The following is a 21,579-nucleotide window of genomic DNA, read 5'->3' as shown; positions in this document are numbered from 1 at the left end:
TCTTAACTTAGAATCGTTGAGTGTTTTTTACTAGGAAGGGGCATATCTTTGTTTTCAAAAGTTTCATAACGACTTATTAGCTCTTTCCTTAGTTCACTTGGGACTACCAAATCGTCAACTACTAGCTCGCTTGACAGTTTGACAATGTCATAACCCGCTTTATACTCTTCTCTTAATTTATTTACTAATTCCGCCCGCTCTTCAGGATTTTCAACCGCCTGAATTTTATTATAGTAAACAGCATTTACGGCCGCTTCTGGTCCCATGATGGCAATTTCTGCAGATGGCAAAGCAATTGTTGTATCCGGTTCGTATGCTGGACCAGCCATTGCATAGATTCCAGCACCATAAGCTTTGCGGACAATGACACACATCTTTGGCACGTTTGCACTCGAACTAGCAAAGATAAAGTTGCGGCCTTTTCGTAAAATCCCTTCCTGCTCTACTTTTGTCCCCACCATAAAACCTGGTGTATCACATAGGTATAGAAGTGGGATATTATAGGCATCACAAGTCCAGACAAACTTTGCCCCTTTATCTGAAGACTCAGGGAAGATTGCTCCACCTTTTTGCATTGGCTGATTTGCTACGATCCCCACGGTCTTTCCATTTAACCGAGCAAAACCAGTTACAAGTTCCTTAGCATAATTTGCTTTGACTTCTAGGAAACTTTCACCATCGACAATTGCCTCTATTAATTTACGAACATCATAAGCACGGTTTGGTTCCTTTGGAATGATCTTATCGATCTCACTTGGATCTCTTGAAGGCTCAATAGGCGCAAACTCCGGTGTTTTTGCATCATATGAATCTGGCAAATAGGATAAGAGTTTTTTTACAATCTCAGCAGCCTCCTCTTCCGATTTTGCAATAAAGTCTGCTGAACCACTTTTTGTCGCGTGCATCGTAGCTCCGCCCAGCTCCTCAATATCAACTTTTTGTCCTGTTGCCATTTGAACCATCCTTGGAGACGCAATAGCCATTCCCGAGATCTTATCGACCATAATACAAAAATCAGAGAATACAGGCATATAAGCTGTTCCTGCAAAGCATGGTCCATAAAGAACAGCTATTTGAGGTACCCGTCCTGAAAGTAAACTATGATTATACCAAATTCTACCACCAGAGTATTTTTCTACATGGTACCCACCTGCTTCATCGATTCGTCCCCCGGAGGAATCTATCATGTAAATAATCGGCCGTTTCCCACGTATAGCTGCTTGTTGAATCCGCAAGATTTTTTCACTATGATATTTCCCCATGCTACCTGCTTTTACTGTGTAATCACTCGCCATAAAGAACGCTAACCGATCATTAATCTTTCCCGTGCCTGTGACAACGCCATCTGCTGGCAGCTTTTCTTTATTCGCATTTGCAAACAAACCTGTTTCATAGAAAGGTTCTTCATGATCAAAATAAAGTTTTAAACGATCTCGGACAAATAACTTTCCAATTTTTTTTAATTTTTCATGGTCAGGCCCACCTTTTTGAATTCGCTCTCTTTCTGCCAGAATTCTTTGTTCACGTTCCATATCAGCACATCCTTTATTTTTAATATCCTAATTGCTTATTGAGTTTGTAATTTATTAGGTCGGGAAAGTATTCCTAATTGCTTCGTTAATATTTCATTCATGATTTGTGTTGTGCCGCCCCCAATTGTCTGGATTCGAGCATCACGCCAAAGTCTTTGGATTGAATATTCCATCATATAGCCATTGCCACCATGGATTTGAAGTGCCTGGTCGGTTACCCGATTCAACATTTCAGAGGCGTAAACTTTGGCCATTGTCGCTTCAGTCACACAATCTTTCCCGCTGTTATACAGGTAGAGAGCACGATATGTGATATTCCTTGCCTTCTCAATATCCACCGCCATATCAACCATTTTATGGCGAAGAACTTGAAATTCAGAAAGGGGTTTTTTAAACTGAATTCTTTCCTTACTATATTTAATTGCTAGTTCAAGCGCTTTTTCTGCCACCCCGATACATCCTAAAGCCAAGGTCATTCTTTCATACTGGAAATTTTGCATAATATATCGGAAACCCTCATTTTCGGTTCCGATTAGATTCTTTTTTGGCACTCTTACATTCTCAAAAAATAGTTCACCTGTATCTGAGGAGCGCCACCCTAATTTTTTGAGCTTTTTGCCGACTGAATAACCTTCTGAGTTGGTTTCAACAATAAACAAACTAATATTACGATGGGTAGGTTCTTCTCTTGTTTTTGCTGCGACAATCACATAATCAGCGTTAACCCCATTTGTAATAAACGTTTTTTGACCATTAAGAACGTAATAGTTCCCATCTCTTTTGGCAGTGGTTTTAATATTAGCTACATCTGATCCACCGCCTGGTTCGGTAACGGCTAAGGCAGAGATTGCTTCCCCTTTAATACCCGGAACAAGGTATTTTAGCTTTTGTTCGTGGTTTCCATATCTCCAAATATTCGTCATTGCAATGGTTGTATGGGCACCAATCGCAGCACCAACACCACCTGATCCTGAGCGGGAAAGTTCCTCAGTAAAAACTGCCTCCATGATTAAGTCCAGACCACTGCCTCCATATTCCTCAGGGAACTTAATTCCTAAATAGCCTAATTCCCCCATTCTTTTGTAAAGGCTTCGGGGAGTTTCACCTTCTTTTTCCCATAACTCAATATTAGGTTCAACTTCTTTTTCTAAAAAAGACCGGACTGCTTTCCGAAACATTTGATGTTCTTCCGAAAATATCCAGTGGCTCATATTATCCCTTCCTTCCTGTTAAATACCAATTTGCTTCGAAATGATTTCTTTCATAATTTCATCCGTTCCCCCGCCAATACGCGGTAATCGACTATCTCTCCAAGCCCGCTCAATCGGATATTCTGCCATGTAACCATTTCCACCAAAAATTTGGAGTGCCCGATCTGCAACCCAATGCCCCATTTGTGCTGCAGCTAATTTTGTCATGCTGATTTCCTTAGGTGCTACATCGCCATTCGAAAAGCGGTAAGCGGTTGCATATGTTAGTTCACGACAAACTTCAATCTCGGTCTTCATCTCAGCAAGAAGATGGGCAATCACTTGGAAATTTCCAATCGGTTGATTAAACGCTTCACGAGTTTGCGCGTAATTTAATGCCAATTCATACGCATACTCTGCACCCCCGATGGCACCGGCGGCACCAATCATTCGCTCTCCTTGTAATTGCCACATAATTTGATAAAAACCTTTTCCTTCCTCTCCTAATAGGTTTTCGTGAGGAACCCGAACATTGTCAAAAATTAGTTCAGCCGTATCTGACGAACGCATTCCAACTTTATCGAGCTTCTTGCCAACAGAAAATCCTAGTCTGTCTGTCTCTACTAGAAAAAGGCTGATTCCTTTTGGACCTGGGTCGTCCGATGTTCTTGTTACTAAGGTTACAAAATCAGCCCGAGTCCCATTCGTGATAAACGTTTTGGTTCCATTTATTACCCATTCGTTTCCTTCCCGTCGTGCTCTTGTCTGTATTCCCATTACATCAGAACCGTTATTTGGCTCCGTAATCCCAATCGCAGCAATCTTTTTCCCTTGGATTGCTGGTTTTAAAAACCGTTCATGCTGATCCTTTGTTCCAAATTTAAAAATTGGAGGAGTGGCCATGTCTGTTTGAACTGCAATTGCCATTGGTAGCCCTCCACAGCCACATTTATTCAATTCTTCTGCTAGAATGATTCCCGAAAAATAATCGCCACCTTGACCACCCACTTCTTCAGGATAATGTAACCCCAAAAAGCCTAACTCTCCCATTCTTATGAACACTGAACGCGGAAACTCGCCTTGTTCTTCCCATTCATCAACAAATGGAAGAATTTCTTTTTCCACAAACTTTCGAATAACTCTGCGCAATTGGTCGTGTTCTTCCGTAAAATATGGCTCATATGGCATGATTGCTCACCTCATTGTTCAAATCTTTTAACAAATAATCATCCACTTCAATTTCCAATCGAAGCATATTCGAACCAAAACATTTCCCGAGATTGTCTAAGCGGGTTGAAGAGGACCCTCCCCCATCAAGGGCTTCCTTACAAACAAAATTAAGAGCAAAGATATTCGGTAATTCGTAACGAACTACTTCTCCTTTCACAAGTCCTGCAAAATGTTCTTTCACTTTTTCAGGTGTTAATTGTTCAAGGAACACTTGATAGATTGCTTGATTAGGAGCAAATACACCAACATTGACAATATTCCCTTTATCTCCCGACCGTGATTGAGCAATATCTTTCAGCTTTACAATTGCCATTGTTTACACCTCCGCAACTTCAACTTTTAGGTTTGCTTCAATATCTTCTCTAGGAATAAGTGTTGACCACATTCCTAAAAGGGCTCTTGGAGCAGAGTTTCCAGAGAAACCACTCATTGAAGGTGGACCGTTTAAAGCTAAAGGTGGAAATAGTCGGCTGAATTTAGCTGCTTCTTGCTTTGTTTTCGCTTTGACAACCATTCTTAAGAAGACCTCATTTAGCTCACTTTCATTTTCATGTGCTAATGGACCACTCAAAGCGTTATAGCCCATAAAATCTGTACGAACTTCTTGATAACGAAGACCATTCCGCTCTAGTTGTATTCGAATCACTTCATCCACCTTTCTTGCTTTTTGCATCGCATCAGGCCATGAGAACCCGACAATCACTTGACCCGCATAACCATCTTCGTAGCCCATGACAACTTTTAAAGAGTCTGGTCTCGGTTTGCCTCTAGTTCCTGTCACTCTCACTTGATTTGGTCCGATATTTTCCAACCTTACATTTGTCAGATCCACGATTACATCTGGTGTTAAATATGCTGAGGGGTCATGAATTTCATATAGCATCTGTTCTTTTACTGTATCTATTGTTACTAATCCTCCACGATCTTCTACCTTACTAATTACAAACTCACCGTTCTCAGATACTTCAGCAATTGGGTAGCCCATCCGGTCAAATCCCTCGATATCTTGCCAGTTCCCACTAAAATTACCACCTGTAGATTGCGCTGAACACTCGAGAAGATGTCCCATAAATACACCGCTTGCTAGCTTATCCCATTCTTCTTCGCCCCAACCAAATTCATAAATGAGTGGTGCCAAAAACTGAGCAGTGTCAGTCGTCCTCCCGGTAACTACAATATCGGCCCCTTGTTCCAAAGCACGTACAATTGGTCTTGCTCCGATGTAGGCATTTGCAAATTCTAAACGATCTTTTACCTGTTCAATTCCCTCACCTGTATCTATGTGATTAAGGTTATATCCCTTTTCCTCAAATTCTGGAATTCTATCTAACACGTTATCCCCCGTAACAACTGCAACTTTCAAATCATTGATCCCCATTTCCTTTGCCACTCTGAGGATTTCTCTTTGGGCACCTACCGGATTAATCCCGCCACCATTCGTTAATAACTTGATTCTCTTTTCCTTTAGATACGGAAGCAATGCGCGCATTTGCAACCCAATGTCTTTCGTAAAACCAGCATTTTCATTTTTGCGCTTATCTTTCACTAAGATAGCCATGGTGAGTTCTGCTAGTGCATCAAAACAAATATATTGTACATTTCCTTTTTCAGCTGTCGCTACTGCAGGTTCGATTGTATCTCCATAGAACCCCTGGGCAGCTCCGATTCTAACCTTTTTCATTTATTCCACTCCCACCTTTCTCTACTCATTGTTAATTGTTACCAGCACGTCTCCTTCTTGGACGAATTCGCCCTCTGCTGTCTGAATGGCAGTAACCACGCCATCATGTGTGGCTTCGATAGGGATTTCCATCTTCATCGATTCCAAGATGATGAGGACGTCACCCTCCTTTACTACATCGTTTTCTTTCACTTCAATTTTCCAGACATTTCCTGACATTGACGCTAAAACTTCCACCATTTTATACACTCCTTTTAAAGTTATTTTCCACTCCAGCTTGGTTGTCGTTTTTCTAAAAAGGCTGAGGCACCTTCTTTTAAGTCCTCACTCATAAACGATACAAGTCTTAAATTCGTTAAATAATCAAAAGCTTTCATAATATCCATTTGTTCTGTATTAAAGAATGATTCTAAGCTTAATTTGACAGCAAGCGGACTAAAACTCGCTACTTGAGTTGCCAATTTCATTGTTTCTTCCTCGAGTAAATTTGGTTCGACTACTCGATGAACTAAATTTAATTCCTTTGCTTGTTCAGCAGACAGAATTTCAGCGGTAAGCATCATTTCCATCATTTTTCGATCCCCAACAGCTCTGCGGACCCATGGCATGATGACGAATGGAACAAGTCCTAATCGAAGCTCCGTCAAGCCTAATTTTGCTTCAGTCGAAGCAATCGCTAAGTGACACATAGATACAAGTCCAGTTCCACCTCCTAAAGCTGGACCATTTACACTCGCGATTAATGGGGTTGTGACTTCTGCTCCTAGTTTGAACAACTCTGTGCTAGCTTTTCCTTCGAAATAAAGCTCAGGAGCTGTCTTCTCAAGATTTTTTTTAAACTCATTTAAATCTCCACCCGCTGAAAATGCTTTTCCAGCACCTGTTAAAATAATGGCATGGATGGTGGAGTCATCATCGGCAGTACGAATGGCGTGTATTAATTCTTGCGTTGATTTTTCCGTCAATGGGTTGCGCATTTCTGGAAGATTCAGGGTGATTTTTGCTACCTTTCCAATCACCTCATAGATAAGTGTTTCATAATACATTTTTCCACCTCATTCCTTTTGTTGTTATCTATCTGTTTTCAATGCAAAAACTGTGCCAAAAGTTTGTTTTGATACATAAATGAAATTAATTCTCTTAATAACCGAACACTTACCCTGATTGTTCAGGGTAGTCTCTTTTTTTATTCATTTCGGCAACTTGAAACATATTTATGTATAAGGTCGTTTATTGTACTAGATTTGGAACAAAAGTTAACAACTGTTCAGGAAAGTTTACAGTTTCGATTTGTCTTTTGAACTTTAACACGATATACTTTAAGGTGTGTAAATAATATAAATATTCTGAATTATCAGAGGTGACTGTTCTTGAAAGTTAGTAATTTTACAACCGTAAATTATGTAAATTTGTCTCCAAGCAGTACAATCCGGGAGACAATTGCTGCATTTCTTGAACATAAGGTGGACTTTGGGTGTATAACCAAAAATCTTAAGCTTATGGGAATCGTACATAAGAATTCAATTTACCGAACACTCCTTAGCGGCGCCTCTTTAGATACGTCTGTTAAATCACTCATGATTAAAGACGTTGTCACAATTCATAAGGACCAAACCTTGTATGAGGCAAGGGATATTATGGTAAAAGGGAATGTTAGCCAAGCTGTTGTGCTAGATCACAATCAGGAAGTTTATGGCATTATGTCTAAATCAGATTTAGTTAGTTCCCATATGGCAGCCTTAGACAATGCTTTTACTAGGATGACTTCACTAGTTGAGAATCTACAAGATGCCGTCATTTCAGTCGATGATCATTTAAAAATCATAACCTATAATTCCACAGCAATTGACTTGCTCGACTTAAATGGGAAGCATTTAATAGATGCACCAATTGACCGTTTCCTCCCGCCTTTTAGAAGGTGGTTAATTGAAACGATAAAGTCAGGAGAAATACAAGATGCCAAGCGAATCACCTTTCAAAGCTTGACAGTAATTGCCTCCTTTATCCCGATAAAAGAAGTGAACAACGTTACGGGTGCTATGGTTGTATTAAGAGATGTGACATCGTACGAGAATATCGCGAATGAACTTGAGTCAACGAAAAAATTGAAAAAAATTTTGGATAGTGCTCTTGAACTGGCATATGATGGTGTCGTCATTACGGATAATGAAGGTAAGATTACCATGGTGAATAAAGGTTTCATGGAACTCTACGAAATTAATAATCAAGTGGATGTCATTGGAGTATCAATCAATAAGATTGCACCACAAATTCCTGCCGAGAGAAGCTTAATTTATAATGAGAACATGGATGGAGAACTGATAAAAATCACTGGGCAACAATGTATTGTTACCCAAATGCCAATCGTACAGAACGGTCGGAAACTTGGAGCGATTTTTAAAATTATTTTTAGGCAACTTGATTCTTGGAAAGACATTCTCCAAAAGATGGAGAAACTTGAAAGTGAAATTAGCTATTATCGAGGTGAATTGTACCGGATTTCCAAAGAAAATGATCCATTTGCTGAGGTTGTCACATTGAATGCAACGATGAAAAAGTTTAAACAAGAAGCAGCCATTGCAGCTAAGTCACTTTCAAATGTACTTATTACGGGAGAAAGTGGAACTGGAAAAGAGTTATTTGCAGAAGGAATCCATCATTTATCTGGACGTAAAGGAGCATTTATTAAGGTTAATTGCGGGGCAATCCCGGAAGAATTATTAGAATCTGAATTCTTTGGATACGCGGATGGCGCTTTTACCGGGGCAAAAAAAGGAGGAAAACCTGGAAAGTTTGAACTTGCAGATAATGGGACCCTCTTCCTTGATGAAATTGGGGATATGCCTCTTTCCTTACAAGTAAAATTATTACGCGTTCTTCAAGAACAAGAATTCGAACGGATAGGCGCTACAAAAACAACTAAAGTTAATGTCCGCATCATTTCTGCCACTAATAAGGATTTAACGGAACTTGTAAAACTAGGTAAATTCCGCGAAGACTTATTTTATCGCATTCATGTTATTCATTTGCAAATTCCACCATTAAGAAATCGTTTAGACGACATTCCGCTTCTATGTAAGTATTTCATCGAAAAAATAAACAATAAAACAAATAAAGAGATTGTGGGAACCACTGCTGAAGTAGTTAGGATATTCCAACAATATACTTGGCCAGGAAACATACGTCAATTGGAGAATGTCTTAGAACGGGCATTTCACTATTCTCAATCAGAATGGATTGAGGTTGAACATTTACCAAAAGAATTCTTAAGTACAAACACTTTTCATTCCAATACTCAACAAGATGAAACTAAATTAGATTTAAATCGCAAAGAATCCATAAATCAAACAGAAAAAAATGTCATCATACAGGCATTGAAAAAATCCAGTGGAAATCGAACAAAAGCAGCGAATCTTTTAGGAATTAGTAGAACTACCCTTTATCAAAAAATGAGAAAGTATCGAATAAAGGAAGAGTTGGAGTATAGGTTCACCTCCTCTTAACGAAAACAGAGAAGATAACAAGGATTTTTCGTTCAGATTGTTGTTAAAATCCTAAAGAAAAGAGCCTATAAGAAACAGAAGCAACCGTTATGAGAACTATTTGGTTGCTTCCTTTTCTATAAAAATGTGGTTCTTTTAAAAATTACTTTCAAATTTTGTTGACGTTTGCGAATATTAATAACCTAGAGATCAGTTTATATGACCTTACTAAATATGTTATTCAATTGTAGAGGAGGAATTACCGTCCTGAGTAGAGCCGATTATATTTTTGTATTGTATAAATCTGTTCTTCTGTCTTCATAAACTGGAATTCTTTGTCGTACACTATCAACTTCTTTTAACTCGAGATTTACATAAAATATCCCTTCTTTTGTATGGTTATGAAGCAAGACCTCTCCCCACGGTGCAACCACCATTGAATGGCCGTTAAATTGATTATTAGGGTCCGAGCCTACACGATTTACAGCAACCAAAAAGCATTGATTTTCAATTGCCCTCGCTTGTAACAAAATCTGCCAGTGGTCAATCCTAACTTCTGGCCACTCAGCAGGTACAAAAATTACTTTTGCACCGTTCAGTGTATGTTCTCTTGTCCATTCAGGAAATCGAAGGTCATAACAGATGATCCCACCGCAGACTGTTCCATCCAATTCGAAAAGATTCTTGCTTTGCCCTGGATTCATAAATTTATGCTCATCCATCAACTTGAACAAATGTGCTTTATCATAATCTGCAATGATTTTTCCATCTCGATTCGCAACATACATCGTATTATAGTAACCGTCCGATTTTTTTGTTGCAACAGAACCACCAACAATATTGATTTTGTATTTTTTAGCCAGTGTTGTTAACAACATTTTTGTTTTTACCCCGTTTTCATCAGCCAAATGATTTAGTTGATCTAGTGCGTATCCTGTATTCCACATTTCTGGTAAAACAATAACATCAACATTCGAGTTTATTGCCTCTTCAATATATTTTTCAACAGCTGTAAAGTTTTGCTTTGGCTCTCCAAAGTGAATATTCATTTGTACAATCGCTATTTTCATTTTATCTCCCCCTAGACAAGTTTATATAAAGGTTATAAAATTTGAAATATTATCGCAATTACTTTTTAAAAAAAGGTGGCTTAAGAATGGAACTATCAAACCGTTTAAAAAACCTACCTGTTCAATTTTTTGCAAATCTTGTAAACAAAGTAACAAATGCTGTGAATGAAGGTCGTGATGTCATTAACCTAGGTCAAGGAAACCCTGACCAACCTACCCCATCTCATATTGTAAAAGCGCTACAAACAGCAGCAGAAGACCCGCAAAATCATAAATATTCTTCTTTTCGTGGGTTAGCTGAGTTAAAAGAAGCGGCTGCTCTATTTTATAAACGGCAATATGGCGTTGAAGTGGATCCGGAAAATGAGATTGCTATCCTTTTTGGAGCAAAATCAGGTCTTGTTGAACTCCCCATTTGTCTTTTAAATGATGGGGACCTAATGTTATTGCCTGATCCAGGTTATCCAGATTATTTATCTGGCGCTGCACTAGCAAACGTCGAATACGAGACCTTCCCACTTTTAAAAGAGAATGGTTTTTTACCTAATTACGAAGGAATTTCTGTAGAACAACGTGAAAGAGCCAAACTAATGTTTCTAAACTATCCGAATAATCCCACGGGCGCAATCGCGAATCGTAGCTTCTTCGAAGAAACGGTTAGGTTTGCAAAAACAAACAACATTACAATTGTACATGATTTTGCTTATGGGGCTATCGGCTATGACAGAAAGAAGCCTGTAAGTTTTCTTGAAGTAGAAGGTTCGAAAGATATTGGCATTGAAGTTTATACATTATCGAAAACTTATAATATGGCTGGGTGGCGTGTTGGATTTGCTGTTGGTAACCCTCTTATCATTGAAGCGTTGAATCTCATCCAAGACCATTTATATTGCAGTCTTTTTCCAGGTATTCAAAAAGCCGCTGCTATCGCGCTTACAGAGGATCAAGAATGTGTCAGGGAACTTGTACAGCTTTACGAGAACCGACGAAATACGCTAATAAAAGCTTGTTCTAAAATTGGCTGGCAGGTTGATGCACCAGCAGGGTCTTTTTTCGCTTGGCTACCTACTCCGAAAGGCTTTACGAGTGAAGAGTTTGCTGACCTGCTATTGGAGAAAGCAGATGTCGCTGTTGCACCAGGAAATGGGTTTGGGAAATATGGTGAAGGCTATGTTCGTGTTGGTTTACTTGTGTCCGAAGACCGATTAATCGAGGCAGTTGACCGGATAGACAAATTAAAACTTTTCAGATGAATCACTCACAAAATTCTTTAATTCAAAACCATTAAGGCATCGGGTTTCGCCGATGCCTTTTTGAGTTCATTTACAAGGGAATTATTTCACATATTTAGTTTCATTTTCTTGTTCTAGCCTACGCAAAACAGTTTTTAGTATTTTGCCAGTAGCATTTCTTGGTAGAGCCGAGACAATTTTCAACTTTTTGGGCATTTTGTATCTTGCAAGTTTTCCATCTAAAAACTCTCGTAATTCTTCAAGTGTAAATGGTTTTGTATCATCATGCAAAGAAACGACAGCTTTTACCGATTCTCCCCATTTTTTATCTGGGTAGCCAATGATCGCTACTTCTTTAATATTTGGATGTCGGTACAAGCTTTGCTCTACCTCAATCGGATAAACATTTTCCCCACCCGTAATAATCATATCTTTTTTACGGTCTACAATATATATGAAACCTTCTTCGTCAAACTTTGCTAAATCCCCTGTATATAACCAACCGTCTTTTATCGTTTCTCTAGTCGCATCTGGTTTATTCCAGTACCCTGCCATCACATTTGGACCTTTCACTAGTAACTCGCCAACTTCACCTGTTGGTACATCATAATTATTTGGGTCCACAATCCGAACATCAATATGAACGGGTGGTTTCCCCACTGAACCATTTTTTCGAATTGCACTTTTAGAATCTAGTAAACAAACAAAAGGAGAAGCTTCTGTTAAGCCAAACCCTTCATAAAACTTAACCTTCCTCTTTTGAAAAAACTCAATAATTGTGATTGGACAAGGTGCTCCACCGGATAAGGATAATCGAAGCGAAGACGTTTCATAATCATCAAAGTTCGTTACCTCACTTAAGGCCTGCCACATTGCCGGGACCAAAAACAACGTTGTTATATTTTCATTTTCAATCGTTTCCAATGTCCTACGAGGATCAAATTGGTCATCGATAAAGACAGTCCCCCCAATGTACAGCATTGGAACGGTGAAAATATTTAGACCACCTACATGAAAAAGCGGAGCAACTGTGAAAGTTGTATCATCCTTAACTAACGAAAGAAATGTGATGTAATTGATTGTGTTCCACTGGATGTTGCCGTGGCTAAGCATAGCTCCCTTTGGTCTCCCTGTTGTCCCTGATGTATACATCATCATCACGATATCATCATGGTTAATTTCATAACTTGGCTCTTCGTTAGATGAATTTCTAAGAAGGTTTTCATATTTATGGTCCATTTTATGTGGATATTCCCCAATATAAATAAAGTCTGTGATCCTAGTTTTATATTTCCTTAAGCTATCCACAATCGGCTTTGTCTTTTCATCATAAATAAAATGATGTGTGCCCGAATCTGCTACAATGTATTCAACTTCTTCTGGACTCAGTCGATAGTTAACCGGGACAAAAATCGCGCCTAGTTTAGCGCAGGCAAACAAAATTTCTAGCATTTCATTGGAATTATATAAAAGTGCTGTTACCCGATCCCCTTTTCGAACGCCAAGATCCAAGAAAGAATGCGAGAGTTGATTTACACGATCATTAAATTGTTGATAGGTGAATCTTTTATCTTTAAAAACAATCGCAAGTTTATCTTCATCACGTTCACAATGCTTCCTTAACCAACTTCCAATTCCGTTCGTCATCCCCACTCCTCCTATACTTACATAAAATAAATATGAACTTTGGACCTTAGCCAACAACTTTTCGAACTTAAACCAACTGTCTAATGAACAGGTTTATTAGACAGGATTTCTATTGCTCTTTGTATAAGTAGCTTTTGATTGATTTTCCCTTCTGCCGAAACTGGCCATTCCCCATCCCAAAACAAAATATCTTTTGGGATCTCATAATCTGCCATCTTCCCTTTACACCTTTTTTTCAAATCTTCAGTTGATAAAGGAACATTTCCTTCTTTCTTTCTAATCCAAGCAATTAATTTCGTTCCCCAATAGTCATCAGGAATTCCTAAAGATTGGACGTCTTCGATTTCATCAGGAAAAAGATCAATAAGCTGTAAATTAACTCTATAGGTTGATACATTTTCACCTCCTGATTTAATCACTCCTCCTAATCGTCCTAAGAAACGTATATGACCAAATTCCAATGTTCCATAGTCACCACTATGAAAAAATCCATTCTCGTCAATCGCTTTAGAAGTTTTATCAGGCTGCTTATAATAGCCTTTAAAAAGCAACGGACTACGATAACAAATTTCACCCGGCTGATGGTCTGGGAGGATTTCTCCTGTGTGAATGTCCTTGATTATAACTTCCACACCTGGAAGAGGTCTGCCATTAAAGTATTTTTGTAGCTTAGGTTCGCAACAGTCATGTTCTCCTAGACCAATCAAACCGCAATGTTCTGTTTGACCAAACAACATGTTCACAACGACATCATCATGGCGACACATTTCTTTCGCTAAATCGTAGGCTTTAGGGTCACCTGCTAGAACCATTTTCTTAATAGTAAAATTGTAATCATAAAACTTAGGTAATTGTTTAATTCCTTGTAGGTGTGCGGCAAAGGCGAAGGTAGTTGTGATGTGGTTTTCGTCGATGAGCTGTAATGCTTCTAACGGAGAAAAGGAATCCATAATATACAGAGTAGTACCTGCATAGACGAGATTTAAATTAATGGCAAATAGTCCTCCCACATGAAACATAGGTGAAAAATTTATATAGGAATCTTCCTCAGTAAACCCTGTGTTTTTAGCACCAAAATTAATCGCCGCTAACGGGGTTCGCTGATCTAATAAAACGGTTTTAGAAACACCGGTTGATCCTGATGTTTGATACATGATTTGAGTGTCTGTCCCTTTTTGTAATTTAACTCTTTCTAATATTTCATCCGGACGAATACGAACTTTACTAATTTCTTCCTCATAAGCATGGAAACCAATATAATTTTCACCTTGTTCACTTACCTGTATCATGTGAGTAAGACTAGGGATATTTTTAGAGGTAACTTCATTCTCATTAATAGAGAGTTCAGGAATTGAATTCTTAATTAATTCGATAAAGTTCTTTCCTTTATATTCATCTATGGTTACGATTACTTTTGGATCATTGCGCTCTAAAATTGCACGAATTTCATTTTCACCCCATAACAGATTGAGGACATTGTATACCGCACCAACATGAATGATTCCGAGATATAAATAGATGAATTCAGGCCGTGTTGTTGGCAGTAAAGTAACACGATCTCCTGGCTTAATTCCCATTCCAATTAGCATCGAAGCTGCTTTTTGTACATTTACATTTAGTTCGTTAAAAGTGATTTTTTGACCCTGGAAAACTAGTGCCACTTTATTCTTTCGTAATTGGCATGTTTCATGAAATAATTCAGGAATGGTTTGTTTACTCCAACTTCTATTGGCGATTCTCTCAAATAACATAACAATCTCCTTTCTACTTCTGCTTTTTCGATTTCAGATAGGTTTCTTTTAACTTTACTTTTTGAATCTTCCCTGCTGGTGTTGTTGGAACCTTTTCAACGAATACAATCCTTTTAGGAACTTTATAATCAGCAAGCCGTCGGCGACAAAACTCTTTCAATTCTTCTTCTGTTGGTTTTTCACCTGGAGCAGGTATGATATAATACCGTCCTACTTCTCCAAAAAATTCATCAGGTACCCCAATGCCAGCTGCTATGGAAACTTTTGGGTGTGAGGTTAATAGATTCTCAATTTCTACCGGGAAAATATTAAACCCACCTTGGATGTACATTTCTTTTTTCCTACCTTGAAAGCGAATATACCCATCCTCATCAAGCGAGACAATATCACCAGTAAATAGCCAGCCCCCATCAGTGAATGTTTCCATTGTTTTTTCAGGATCACGATAATAGCCCTTTGCGATGCCATCCCCTTTTATCGCTAGTTCACCGATTTCTCCGACTGAAACATTTTGTCTATTATCATCGACAACCTTTGCTTGGAAATCTCCAATTGGGACACCTATTGTTCTTTGTACAGTATCTATTGAATCTGTTATTCTTGACATCACACATGCGCCAGAACTTTCACTTAAGCCATATAAATTTACCAATCTTGCATTAGGCATAAAAGTATTAATTTTCTCACATAATTCAGGTTCAACATTTGAGCCACCTGCAATCGCGAGCTTAACTGATTTTAAATGATAGGAAGAAAAGTCAGGATCATTAAATAGCATGTGGTACATTGTTGGAACTCCACTATAGATAGTGGCCTTATGGTTATCGATTGCCTCAAGGACAAGCTTTGGTTTAAATTCCGGTATAAGTATAGCTGTAGCCTTGCTTATTAAAGTGACAGTGATTGAACAAGTTATCCCTCCTACATGATTAAGGGGGAGGCCGGCAATGATGATATCCTGATTGGTTACAGCGAAATGGTCTACTTGAGCTTTACCAGAGGCTAAGATACTTTGGTGAGTAATCATGACTCCCTTTGGTTTCCCCGTGGTACCTGAAGTGTAAATCATGATGGCCATGTCATCTGCTTTAACCTGAATTTTAGCTTTTTCTAACATGGTTGAATTCAAATCAGTCGAAAATAAGTTTGAAAAAGATAAACTCCCTTCAAAACCCTCTCCAATAAAAATGTACTTTTTAACAGAGGGCACTTTGGAATGGAGTTTATTGAAAAATTCAGAAAAATTAAACCCTGCATGTTCATCAATGCATACTAAAGCTTTAACTTCGGCATGGTTTAGCATATATTCAAGTTCTTGCTCCCTGTATCTTACATTTAACGCAACAACCCCAATCCCTACCTTAGCCGCAGCAAAAAAGGTAATTAGCCATTCTAATTGATTTAAAGCAAGAATGGCTATATGATCTCCTCTCTTCAATCCATGCAATAGTAATCCATTGGCTAATCGATCAGTGGCTTCATCTAACTCTTTATAAGTGATTCTTTTGTTTGCTTCAATCAAAAATGGTTTTTCAGGGCAATACTGCATCGCTTCTTGAAGGATGTCACCTATTCTTTTCACATTAGACCTCCTATATTTACAAACGTTATTTAATCATGAGATTTGGTAGCCATAAAACTAACTGTGGGAAAAACATACAAATGACAATTACCAAAGCGTATAAACCGACAAACGGCCACACTGATCGGTAAATTGTGTTGATATTAAGATCTGACGCTATCCCTCTCATAACAAACAAATTAAAACCAAAAGGCGGTGTCATATAAGCCATACACATATTAATGACAAAAATGACTCCATACCAAACGGGGTCAAAACCAAGTTGTGTCACCACTGGTAGAAAAAGCGGACCTGTCATTAAAATGATCGCAGCAGGGTCAATAAACATTCCTAGTACAAAAAACACAAGTTGCATCGCAATCAAAGTAACCCAGGCATTCACTTCAAAACTTGTAACAAAATCAGCAAACCAACTACCTACACCTGTAACAGAAACAATTCGCGAGTAAGCAACCGCGCTGATCAAGATCCAAAAAACCATAGCGTTTACCCGAACACTCATAGCAAAAATTTTCTTGATGTTCTCCTTTGTTAACTTCTTTTTTATCGCTGCACTGATTAATGCACCAACTACGCCAACTGCCGCAGCCTCTGTTGGAGTTGCAGCGCCAGTATAGATTGAACCTAAAACTAAAACAATCACAAACAACGGTAAAAAGATGGATTTTATAGATTCTAGCTTTTCCCCCAATGAAAATCGCTCATCTTTTCTAATGGCCGGCCCCATTTCAGGATTAATTCCACATTTTATTAGCACATATCCTATGAAAATAACCGCGGCCAAAATACCTGGAACGATCCCGCCCATGAACATTGCTCCAGGAGAAACCGCTGCCTCTGAAGCATAAATAATCATAATGATACTTGGTGGGATAAGAATTCCTAATGCTCCACCTGCAATGATCGTTCCCGTGGTTAACTTATCATCATACCCTCGAGACAACATTGAAGGTCGAGCAGTTAATCCCAAAGTGGCAGTTGCTACTGTTGCAATTCCAACCATTGCCGCAAAAATAGAAGAAATCAACGTCGTACCTACAGCTAGACCACCGCGTAGGCCCCCAAACCATCTATAGACTGCTTCATACATATCGTCTGCTAGATCGCTATATTGTAAGATAGCCGCCATCAATAAATATAGAGGCACTGCTGATAAAACGAACTCTGTTACTTTTCCATATGCACCCAGAGAAAAAGCTTCAAAGCTAGGCAACCCACCCCAAAAGATGAACCCAAATATGAGTGAGATCCCTCCCATCCCAAATGCAATCGGAACGCCAAGGAATAACAGTACAAGGAGGGAGCCAAATAATAGTAAAGCAATAATACCCGCATCCATTAATTCGATTCCCCCTCTTCAAGTGTCTTTCCTGTTATTACAGCATAAATATCTTTTATTAAATGAACGATACCCTGAAGACCGAGAAGAATCCCTCCAATAGGAACCATGACCCATTTAAGCCAGATAGGAACATTCAAACCAGTTGAGGCCATTGCATTTGTTTCATAGTTGGCTAGAACCTGTTCCATCCCTTTCCAAATGAGAACAAATACAATTAAAAACATAAATACCGAAGTAAGTGCATCTATGAAACTACGTATACGCAGTGAGAACCTTTCATAGAAAATATCGACCCTTACATGTGCTCCTTGAGCTAGTGCATATCCTCCTGCAAGAAAAGCAGATAAGCCTGTAAACCAACTTGTTAAATCGAAAGACCAAGCAGGTGGCTTCTCGAAAAAGTACCTCATAATGATGGCATAGAACAATAATATGGCCATGATAAAAATAATCGTCCCGGTTATCCACATGATGGTTTCATTAAGTCGTTGAATACCTTTTAAAATACCTTTCATCATTTCCCTCCTTTCCCCAATTTCCCTTGGCTATCCACGAGAATAACCAAAGGATGGGTTAGAAATTGTTTCATCTATATCTTGCTACTCCATATCTTCCCGCATAATTTCAACAATTTTCTTTGTGTTGTCGTTCATTTTAGCGAACTCATCCCATACAACTTGACTAGATTGTACAAACCGGTTGTATTCTTCGTCTGATAATTCAATTACTTCAACTCCATTTTCCTTAGCAAACTGTAGGGCTTTTTCCTGTACCAATCTATATTTCTCAACATTTTCTAATTCTATTTCTTGGGAAACTTCAGTAATCACATTTTGGATATCCTCTGGAAGCTTGTTCCATGTTTTTAAACTCATAAAACTTGCGGTTACCGCACTTGGAATAACTCCAGGAGTCGTAATAGAATCAACAACTTCATGGTAGCTATAGTCATTCAATGTATAGAACGGGTATGGTACTGCATCCACTGTTCCACGTTGTAGCGCTTCATAAATTTCCGCAGCCGCTACGTTTACAGGAGAAGCACCTAATGATTCATACCATGGAGTCCATAATCCACCTGCTGCCCTTAAACTCATGCCTTTGATGTCATCAATACTGCGAATTGGTTTTTTTCCCATTAAGCCATATTCACCAGTTGGTCCGTAGAACAAAAGCTTTACTCCATTTGCTTTCATTTCCTCGTCTACAATTTTATCAATTCCCTTTTCTCTAATTAATGACATCATATGATCAATATCTTTTCCGAAAAATGGTAGATTTGTAAAGAATGCGGTTGGAATCGTATCTCCATAATATTGAGGACCGGAATATCCAAAATCGACAGTACCTGTCTTTAAAGCGTCTAAGAGCTGATCTTGAGGAACGAGTTGATTGCTATAGAATACATCAACTTTTACTCTACCATCAGTTCTTTCTTCCACTAATTCTGCAAATCTCTTAGTACCATTCATTAAAACATCGTCGTCCACTTTAGACGGTGGATAGGCTACATTCATTGTGAGCTTATAAGTTTCTTCTGTATTTCCATCTGAAGAAGTTTCACTTGAACCTCCACCACATGCTGATAAAAATACAAGGAATAAAACAACTGTTACACCCAAGAAGAACTTTTTCTGCTTTTTCATACTCTTTCCCCCAATTATTTATTGGCTTACAAACCCTTTATATCCCTATAAAATCCGGTTTTCTTTTTTCTACAAAGGCTCGGACACCTTCTTTATGTTCATCAGTAGAGAATGCTAGCCCCTGTGCTATCCCTTCTTCATATAAAATTTGCTCTAGAGACATAGTAAAACTTCTATTTAAGATTGATTTGGACAGCCCTATAGCTGATAAAGCGCTTTCAGACATTTGGTGAGCTATTTCGAATACTCTAGTATTCAATTCACTTTCTGGAACCACATTTAAAACAATCCCTAATTCTTTGGCTTCTTGGGCAGTTATCTTTTTAGCTGTAAACATTAAATACTTTGCCAGTTGTAGTCCAACAATTCTAGGCAAGTAATAGTGAGCGCCCATATCTGGTACAGCACCAATTTTATTAAAAACCATCCCAAAAGAGGCATTTTCTGAGGCAATGATAAAATCGGCCGCAAGCGCTAAACTAAAACCTGCACCCATTGAAAAACCGTTAACGGCTGCGATAACTGGTTTTTCAATCTTATTAAGTTTTAAAGCTAAATTTGAAGCTGATTTCATCCAATCTTTAATTTGGAGTGCATTCATTTCTGTTGGGAATTCTTTAATATTTCCACCCACACAGAAACCTTTTCCGCTTCCTGTTAATATAACACTACGGATATTAGTATCTTGTTCAATTCGATCAAGAGCTTCTTCAAGGCCTTCGGTGATTGTTCTAGATAACGAATTTAAATGTTCAGGCTCATTTAATGTGATTTTTGCTACCCGTCTATCGATTTCAAAAAGGACTGATTCTCCCATCATTATTCCTCCTCCCTTTTTCCTTTTCTTTTGAATATGCAATTTCTGTGCCAATAATAAATTTTAATTTTCAGTCTATTTTAATAGATCTGCGTTAATCTAGTATTACAACTGTACATCTTTCTTAACAAATGACAACTTAATAGTAAACAAACTACTAAGTTGTCATTTAGCTTTTCCTATTAGTGAACTATATGTTCATATTTTCAATGATGACCGATATGCCCTGGCCGCCACCAATACATAAACTAGCTAATCCAAAACGTTTATTCCTTCTTTGTAATTCGTATGTTAATGTTAACAATAGCCGTGCACCACTTGCACCAACGGGATGCCCAATGGCAATTGCTCCACCGTTAACATTTAATTTTTCAAGGTCAATTCCTAACTCTTTTTTTACAGATAAGACTTGGACCGCAAATGCCTCGTTGACTTCAATTAAGTCAATATCTTGCATTCGTAAATTTGCTCTCTGTAATGCTTGTTTAGTCGCTGGAACAGGACCTATCCCCATATATTTCGGATCAACTCCGGCAATGCCCCAAGACACAATTCTACCTAAAGGTTTGATTCCATGCTTGTTGACAAGTTGCTCATCTCCTAACACTACTGTAGCAGCACCGTCGTTAATTCCACTTGCTGTTGCAGCTGTAACTGTGCCATCTTTTTTAAATGCCGGGCGTAATTTGCTAATTTTTTCTATGGTTGTATTCGGTTTTGGATGTTCATCTTCTGCTAATAGAACTTCACCATTTTCACGCAATACGGGGACAATTTCCTCTGTAAATACACCTTTTTCTTTCGCTTTTGCAACTCTTGCTTGGCTTAGAACTGCGTACTCTTCTTGTTCTGAACGGCTAATCTCATATCTCTCCGCTAGATTTTCCGCTGTCATTCCCATACCTAAACCACAATATTGGTCAATTAATGCAGCTGAGAGTGTATCTTCAAAGTGTGGAACTCCCATTTTTATTGGATTAAATCGGAGGTCACTAACAACATGTGGACTCATTGACATGTTTTCCGCACCACCTGCAACAGCGCCACTTGCTTCCCCTAAACGGATTGCTTGTGCAGCATTTACTACTGCTTGTAGACCAGACCCACAAAGGCGATTCACAGTAAGTGCTGGTGAAGTTTCTGGAATCCCTGCTTTTAAAGAAATATGACGTGCTAAATACGGAGAATTTGTACTAGAATGAATGACATTCCCAAAAAAAGTTTGATTCATTTCTTCAACGGGCACTTTGCTTTTCTTAAGAGCTTCCTTTGTAGCAATAGCACCTAAATCCGTAACTTCTGTAGTTCTTAAATTTCCACCAAATGTTCCAAATGGAGTTCGGGCTCCTTCAATTACATAGACATTTTTCAACTTTC

General features: G+C 38.5%; 18 protein-coding genes. 2 read left to right on the top strand and 16 right to left on the bottom strand.

The annotated features are described in order from the left end of the window. Positions 1-2: 2 nt before the first annotated feature. From M3182_RS00280 to M3182_RS00250, 7 genes are read right to left on the bottom strand one after another with little or no spacing between them, the layout of a single operon-like run. A complete protein-coding gene (locus M3182_RS00280) occupies positions 3-1,532 on the bottom strand; it encodes an acyl-CoA carboxylase subunit beta (RefSeq protein WP_251555700.1) in 1,530 nt (509 codons plus the stop codon). A 35-nt stretch (positions 1,533-1,567) separates the two neighbouring features. Then, positions 1,568-2,743 carry an acyl-CoA dehydrogenase family protein gene (locus M3182_RS00275; RefSeq protein ID WP_251555699.1) on the bottom strand — a complete coding sequence of 392 codons (1,176 nt, stop codon included), beginning with the start codon at positions 2,741-2,743 and terminating at the stop codon, positions 1,568-1,570. 18 nt (positions 2,744-2,761) lie between these two features. Then, positions 2,762-3,910 carry an acyl-CoA dehydrogenase family protein gene (locus tag M3182_RS00270; RefSeq protein WP_251555698.1) on the bottom strand — a complete coding sequence of 383 codons (1,149 nt, stop codon included), beginning with the start codon at positions 3,908-3,910 and terminating at the stop codon, positions 2,762-2,764. Then, the gene (locus tag M3182_RS00265; protein WP_251555697.1) at positions 3,900-4,265 is read right to left on the bottom strand and encodes a nitrogen fixation protein NifZ; all 366 of its coding nucleotides are present in this window, start codon (positions 4,263-4,265) and stop codon (positions 3,900-3,902) included. Before M3182_RS00265 ends, M3182_RS00270 begins: the two co-directional genes overlap by 11 nt. 3 nt (positions 4,266-4,268) lie before the next feature. Continuing rightward, positions 4,269-5,633: an acyclic terpene utilization AtuA family protein gene (locus M3182_RS00260; RefSeq protein WP_251429694.1), complete on the bottom strand. Its 1,365-nt coding sequence runs from the start codon at positions 5,631-5,633 to the stop codon at positions 4,269-4,271. A gap of 21 nt (positions 5,634-5,654) precedes the next feature. After that, positions 5,655-5,873: an acetyl-CoA carboxylase biotin carboxyl carrier protein subunit gene (locus tag M3182_RS00255; protein WP_251429697.1), complete on the bottom strand. Its 219-nt coding sequence runs from the start codon at positions 5,871-5,873 to the stop codon at positions 5,655-5,657. Between the two features lie 20 nt (positions 5,874-5,893). Beyond that, complete coding sequence (locus M3182_RS00250) at positions 5,894-6,679, bottom strand: enoyl-CoA hydratase/isomerase family protein (RefSeq protein WP_251429700.1); 786 nt, start codon at positions 6,677-6,679, stop codon at positions 5,894-5,896. Between the two features lie 324 nt (positions 6,680-7,003). Here M3182_RS00250 and M3182_RS00245 point away from each other — a divergent pair, with 324 nt between their 5' ends. Next, positions 7,004-9,136 (top strand): sigma 54-interacting transcriptional regulator, encoded by a 2,133-nt coding sequence (locus M3182_RS00245; protein WP_251429703.1) that lies wholly within the window; start codon positions 7,004-7,006, stop codon positions 9,134-9,136. Positions 9,137-9,396: 260 nt separating this feature from the next. Here the strand turns inward: M3182_RS00245 and M3182_RS00240 are convergent, their stop codons facing one another. Then, positions 9,397-10,185, bottom strand: a complete 789-nt coding sequence (locus M3182_RS00240) for a carbon-nitrogen family hydrolase (protein WP_251429706.1) — start codon at positions 10,183-10,185, stop codon at positions 9,397-9,399. An 86-nt stretch (positions 10,186-10,271) separates the two neighbouring features. Here M3182_RS00240 and M3182_RS00235 point away from each other — a divergent pair, with 86 nt between their 5' ends. Further along, entirely contained in the window at positions 10,272-11,438 is a 1,167-nt protein-coding gene (locus M3182_RS00235; protein WP_251555696.1) for a pyridoxal phosphate-dependent aminotransferase, read from the top strand. Between the two features lie 81 nt (positions 11,439-11,519). Here the strand turns inward: M3182_RS00235 and menE are convergent, their stop codons facing one another. The 8 genes from menE to M3182_RS00195 form a co-directional block, all read right to left on the bottom strand. Next, positions 11,520-13,064 (bottom strand): o-succinylbenzoate--CoA ligase, encoded by a 1,545-nt coding sequence (menE, locus tag M3182_RS00230; protein ID WP_251555695.1) that lies wholly within the window; start codon positions 13,062-13,064, stop codon positions 11,520-11,522. Between the two features lie 80 nt (positions 13,065-13,144). Next, positions 13,145-14,815, bottom strand: a complete 1,671-nt coding sequence (locus M3182_RS00225; protein WP_251555693.1) for a class I adenylate-forming enzyme family protein — start codon at positions 14,813-14,815, stop codon at positions 13,145-13,147. Between the two features lie 13 nt (positions 14,816-14,828). After that, a complete protein-coding gene (locus M3182_RS00220; protein WP_251555691.1) occupies positions 14,829-16,397 on the bottom strand; it encodes a class I adenylate-forming enzyme family protein in 1,569 nt (522 codons plus the stop codon). A 25-nt stretch (positions 16,398-16,422) separates the two neighbouring features. Next, positions 16,423-17,736, bottom strand: a complete 1,314-nt coding sequence (locus tag M3182_RS00215) for a TRAP transporter large permease (protein WP_251555689.1) — start codon at positions 17,734-17,736, stop codon at positions 16,423-16,425. Then, a complete protein-coding gene (locus M3182_RS00210) occupies positions 17,736-18,257 on the bottom strand; it encodes a TRAP transporter small permease subunit (protein ID WP_251555687.1) in 522 nt (173 codons plus the stop codon). The genes M3182_RS00215 and M3182_RS00210 overlap by 1 nt, the downstream gene beginning before the upstream one ends. An 81-nt stretch (positions 18,258-18,338) precedes the next feature. Further along, positions 18,339-19,385, bottom strand: coding sequence for a TRAP transporter substrate-binding protein (locus tag M3182_RS00205; protein ID WP_251555685.1), 1,047 nt, complete (start codon positions 19,383-19,385; stop codon positions 18,339-18,341). Between the two features lie 37 nt (positions 19,386-19,422). Continuing rightward, positions 19,423-20,205, bottom strand: a complete 783-nt coding sequence (locus M3182_RS00200; protein WP_251555684.1) for an enoyl-CoA hydratase/isomerase family protein — start codon at positions 20,203-20,205, stop codon at positions 19,423-19,425. Positions 20,206-20,392: 187 nt separating this feature from the next. Continuing rightward, entirely contained in the window at positions 20,393-21,574 is a 1,182-nt protein-coding gene (locus M3182_RS00195) for a thiolase family protein (protein WP_251555682.1), read from the bottom strand. Positions 21,575-21,579: the final 5 nt, after the last annotated feature.

It is taken from the genome of Mesobacillus maritimus (genome assembly GCF_023715205.1).
In the GTDB taxonomy this organism is placed as follows: domain Bacteria; phylum Bacillota; class Bacilli; order Bacillales; family Cytobacillaceae; genus Mesobacillus_B; species Mesobacillus_B maritimus_C.
This window is presented reverse-complemented; position numbering and strand designations above follow the sequence as displayed.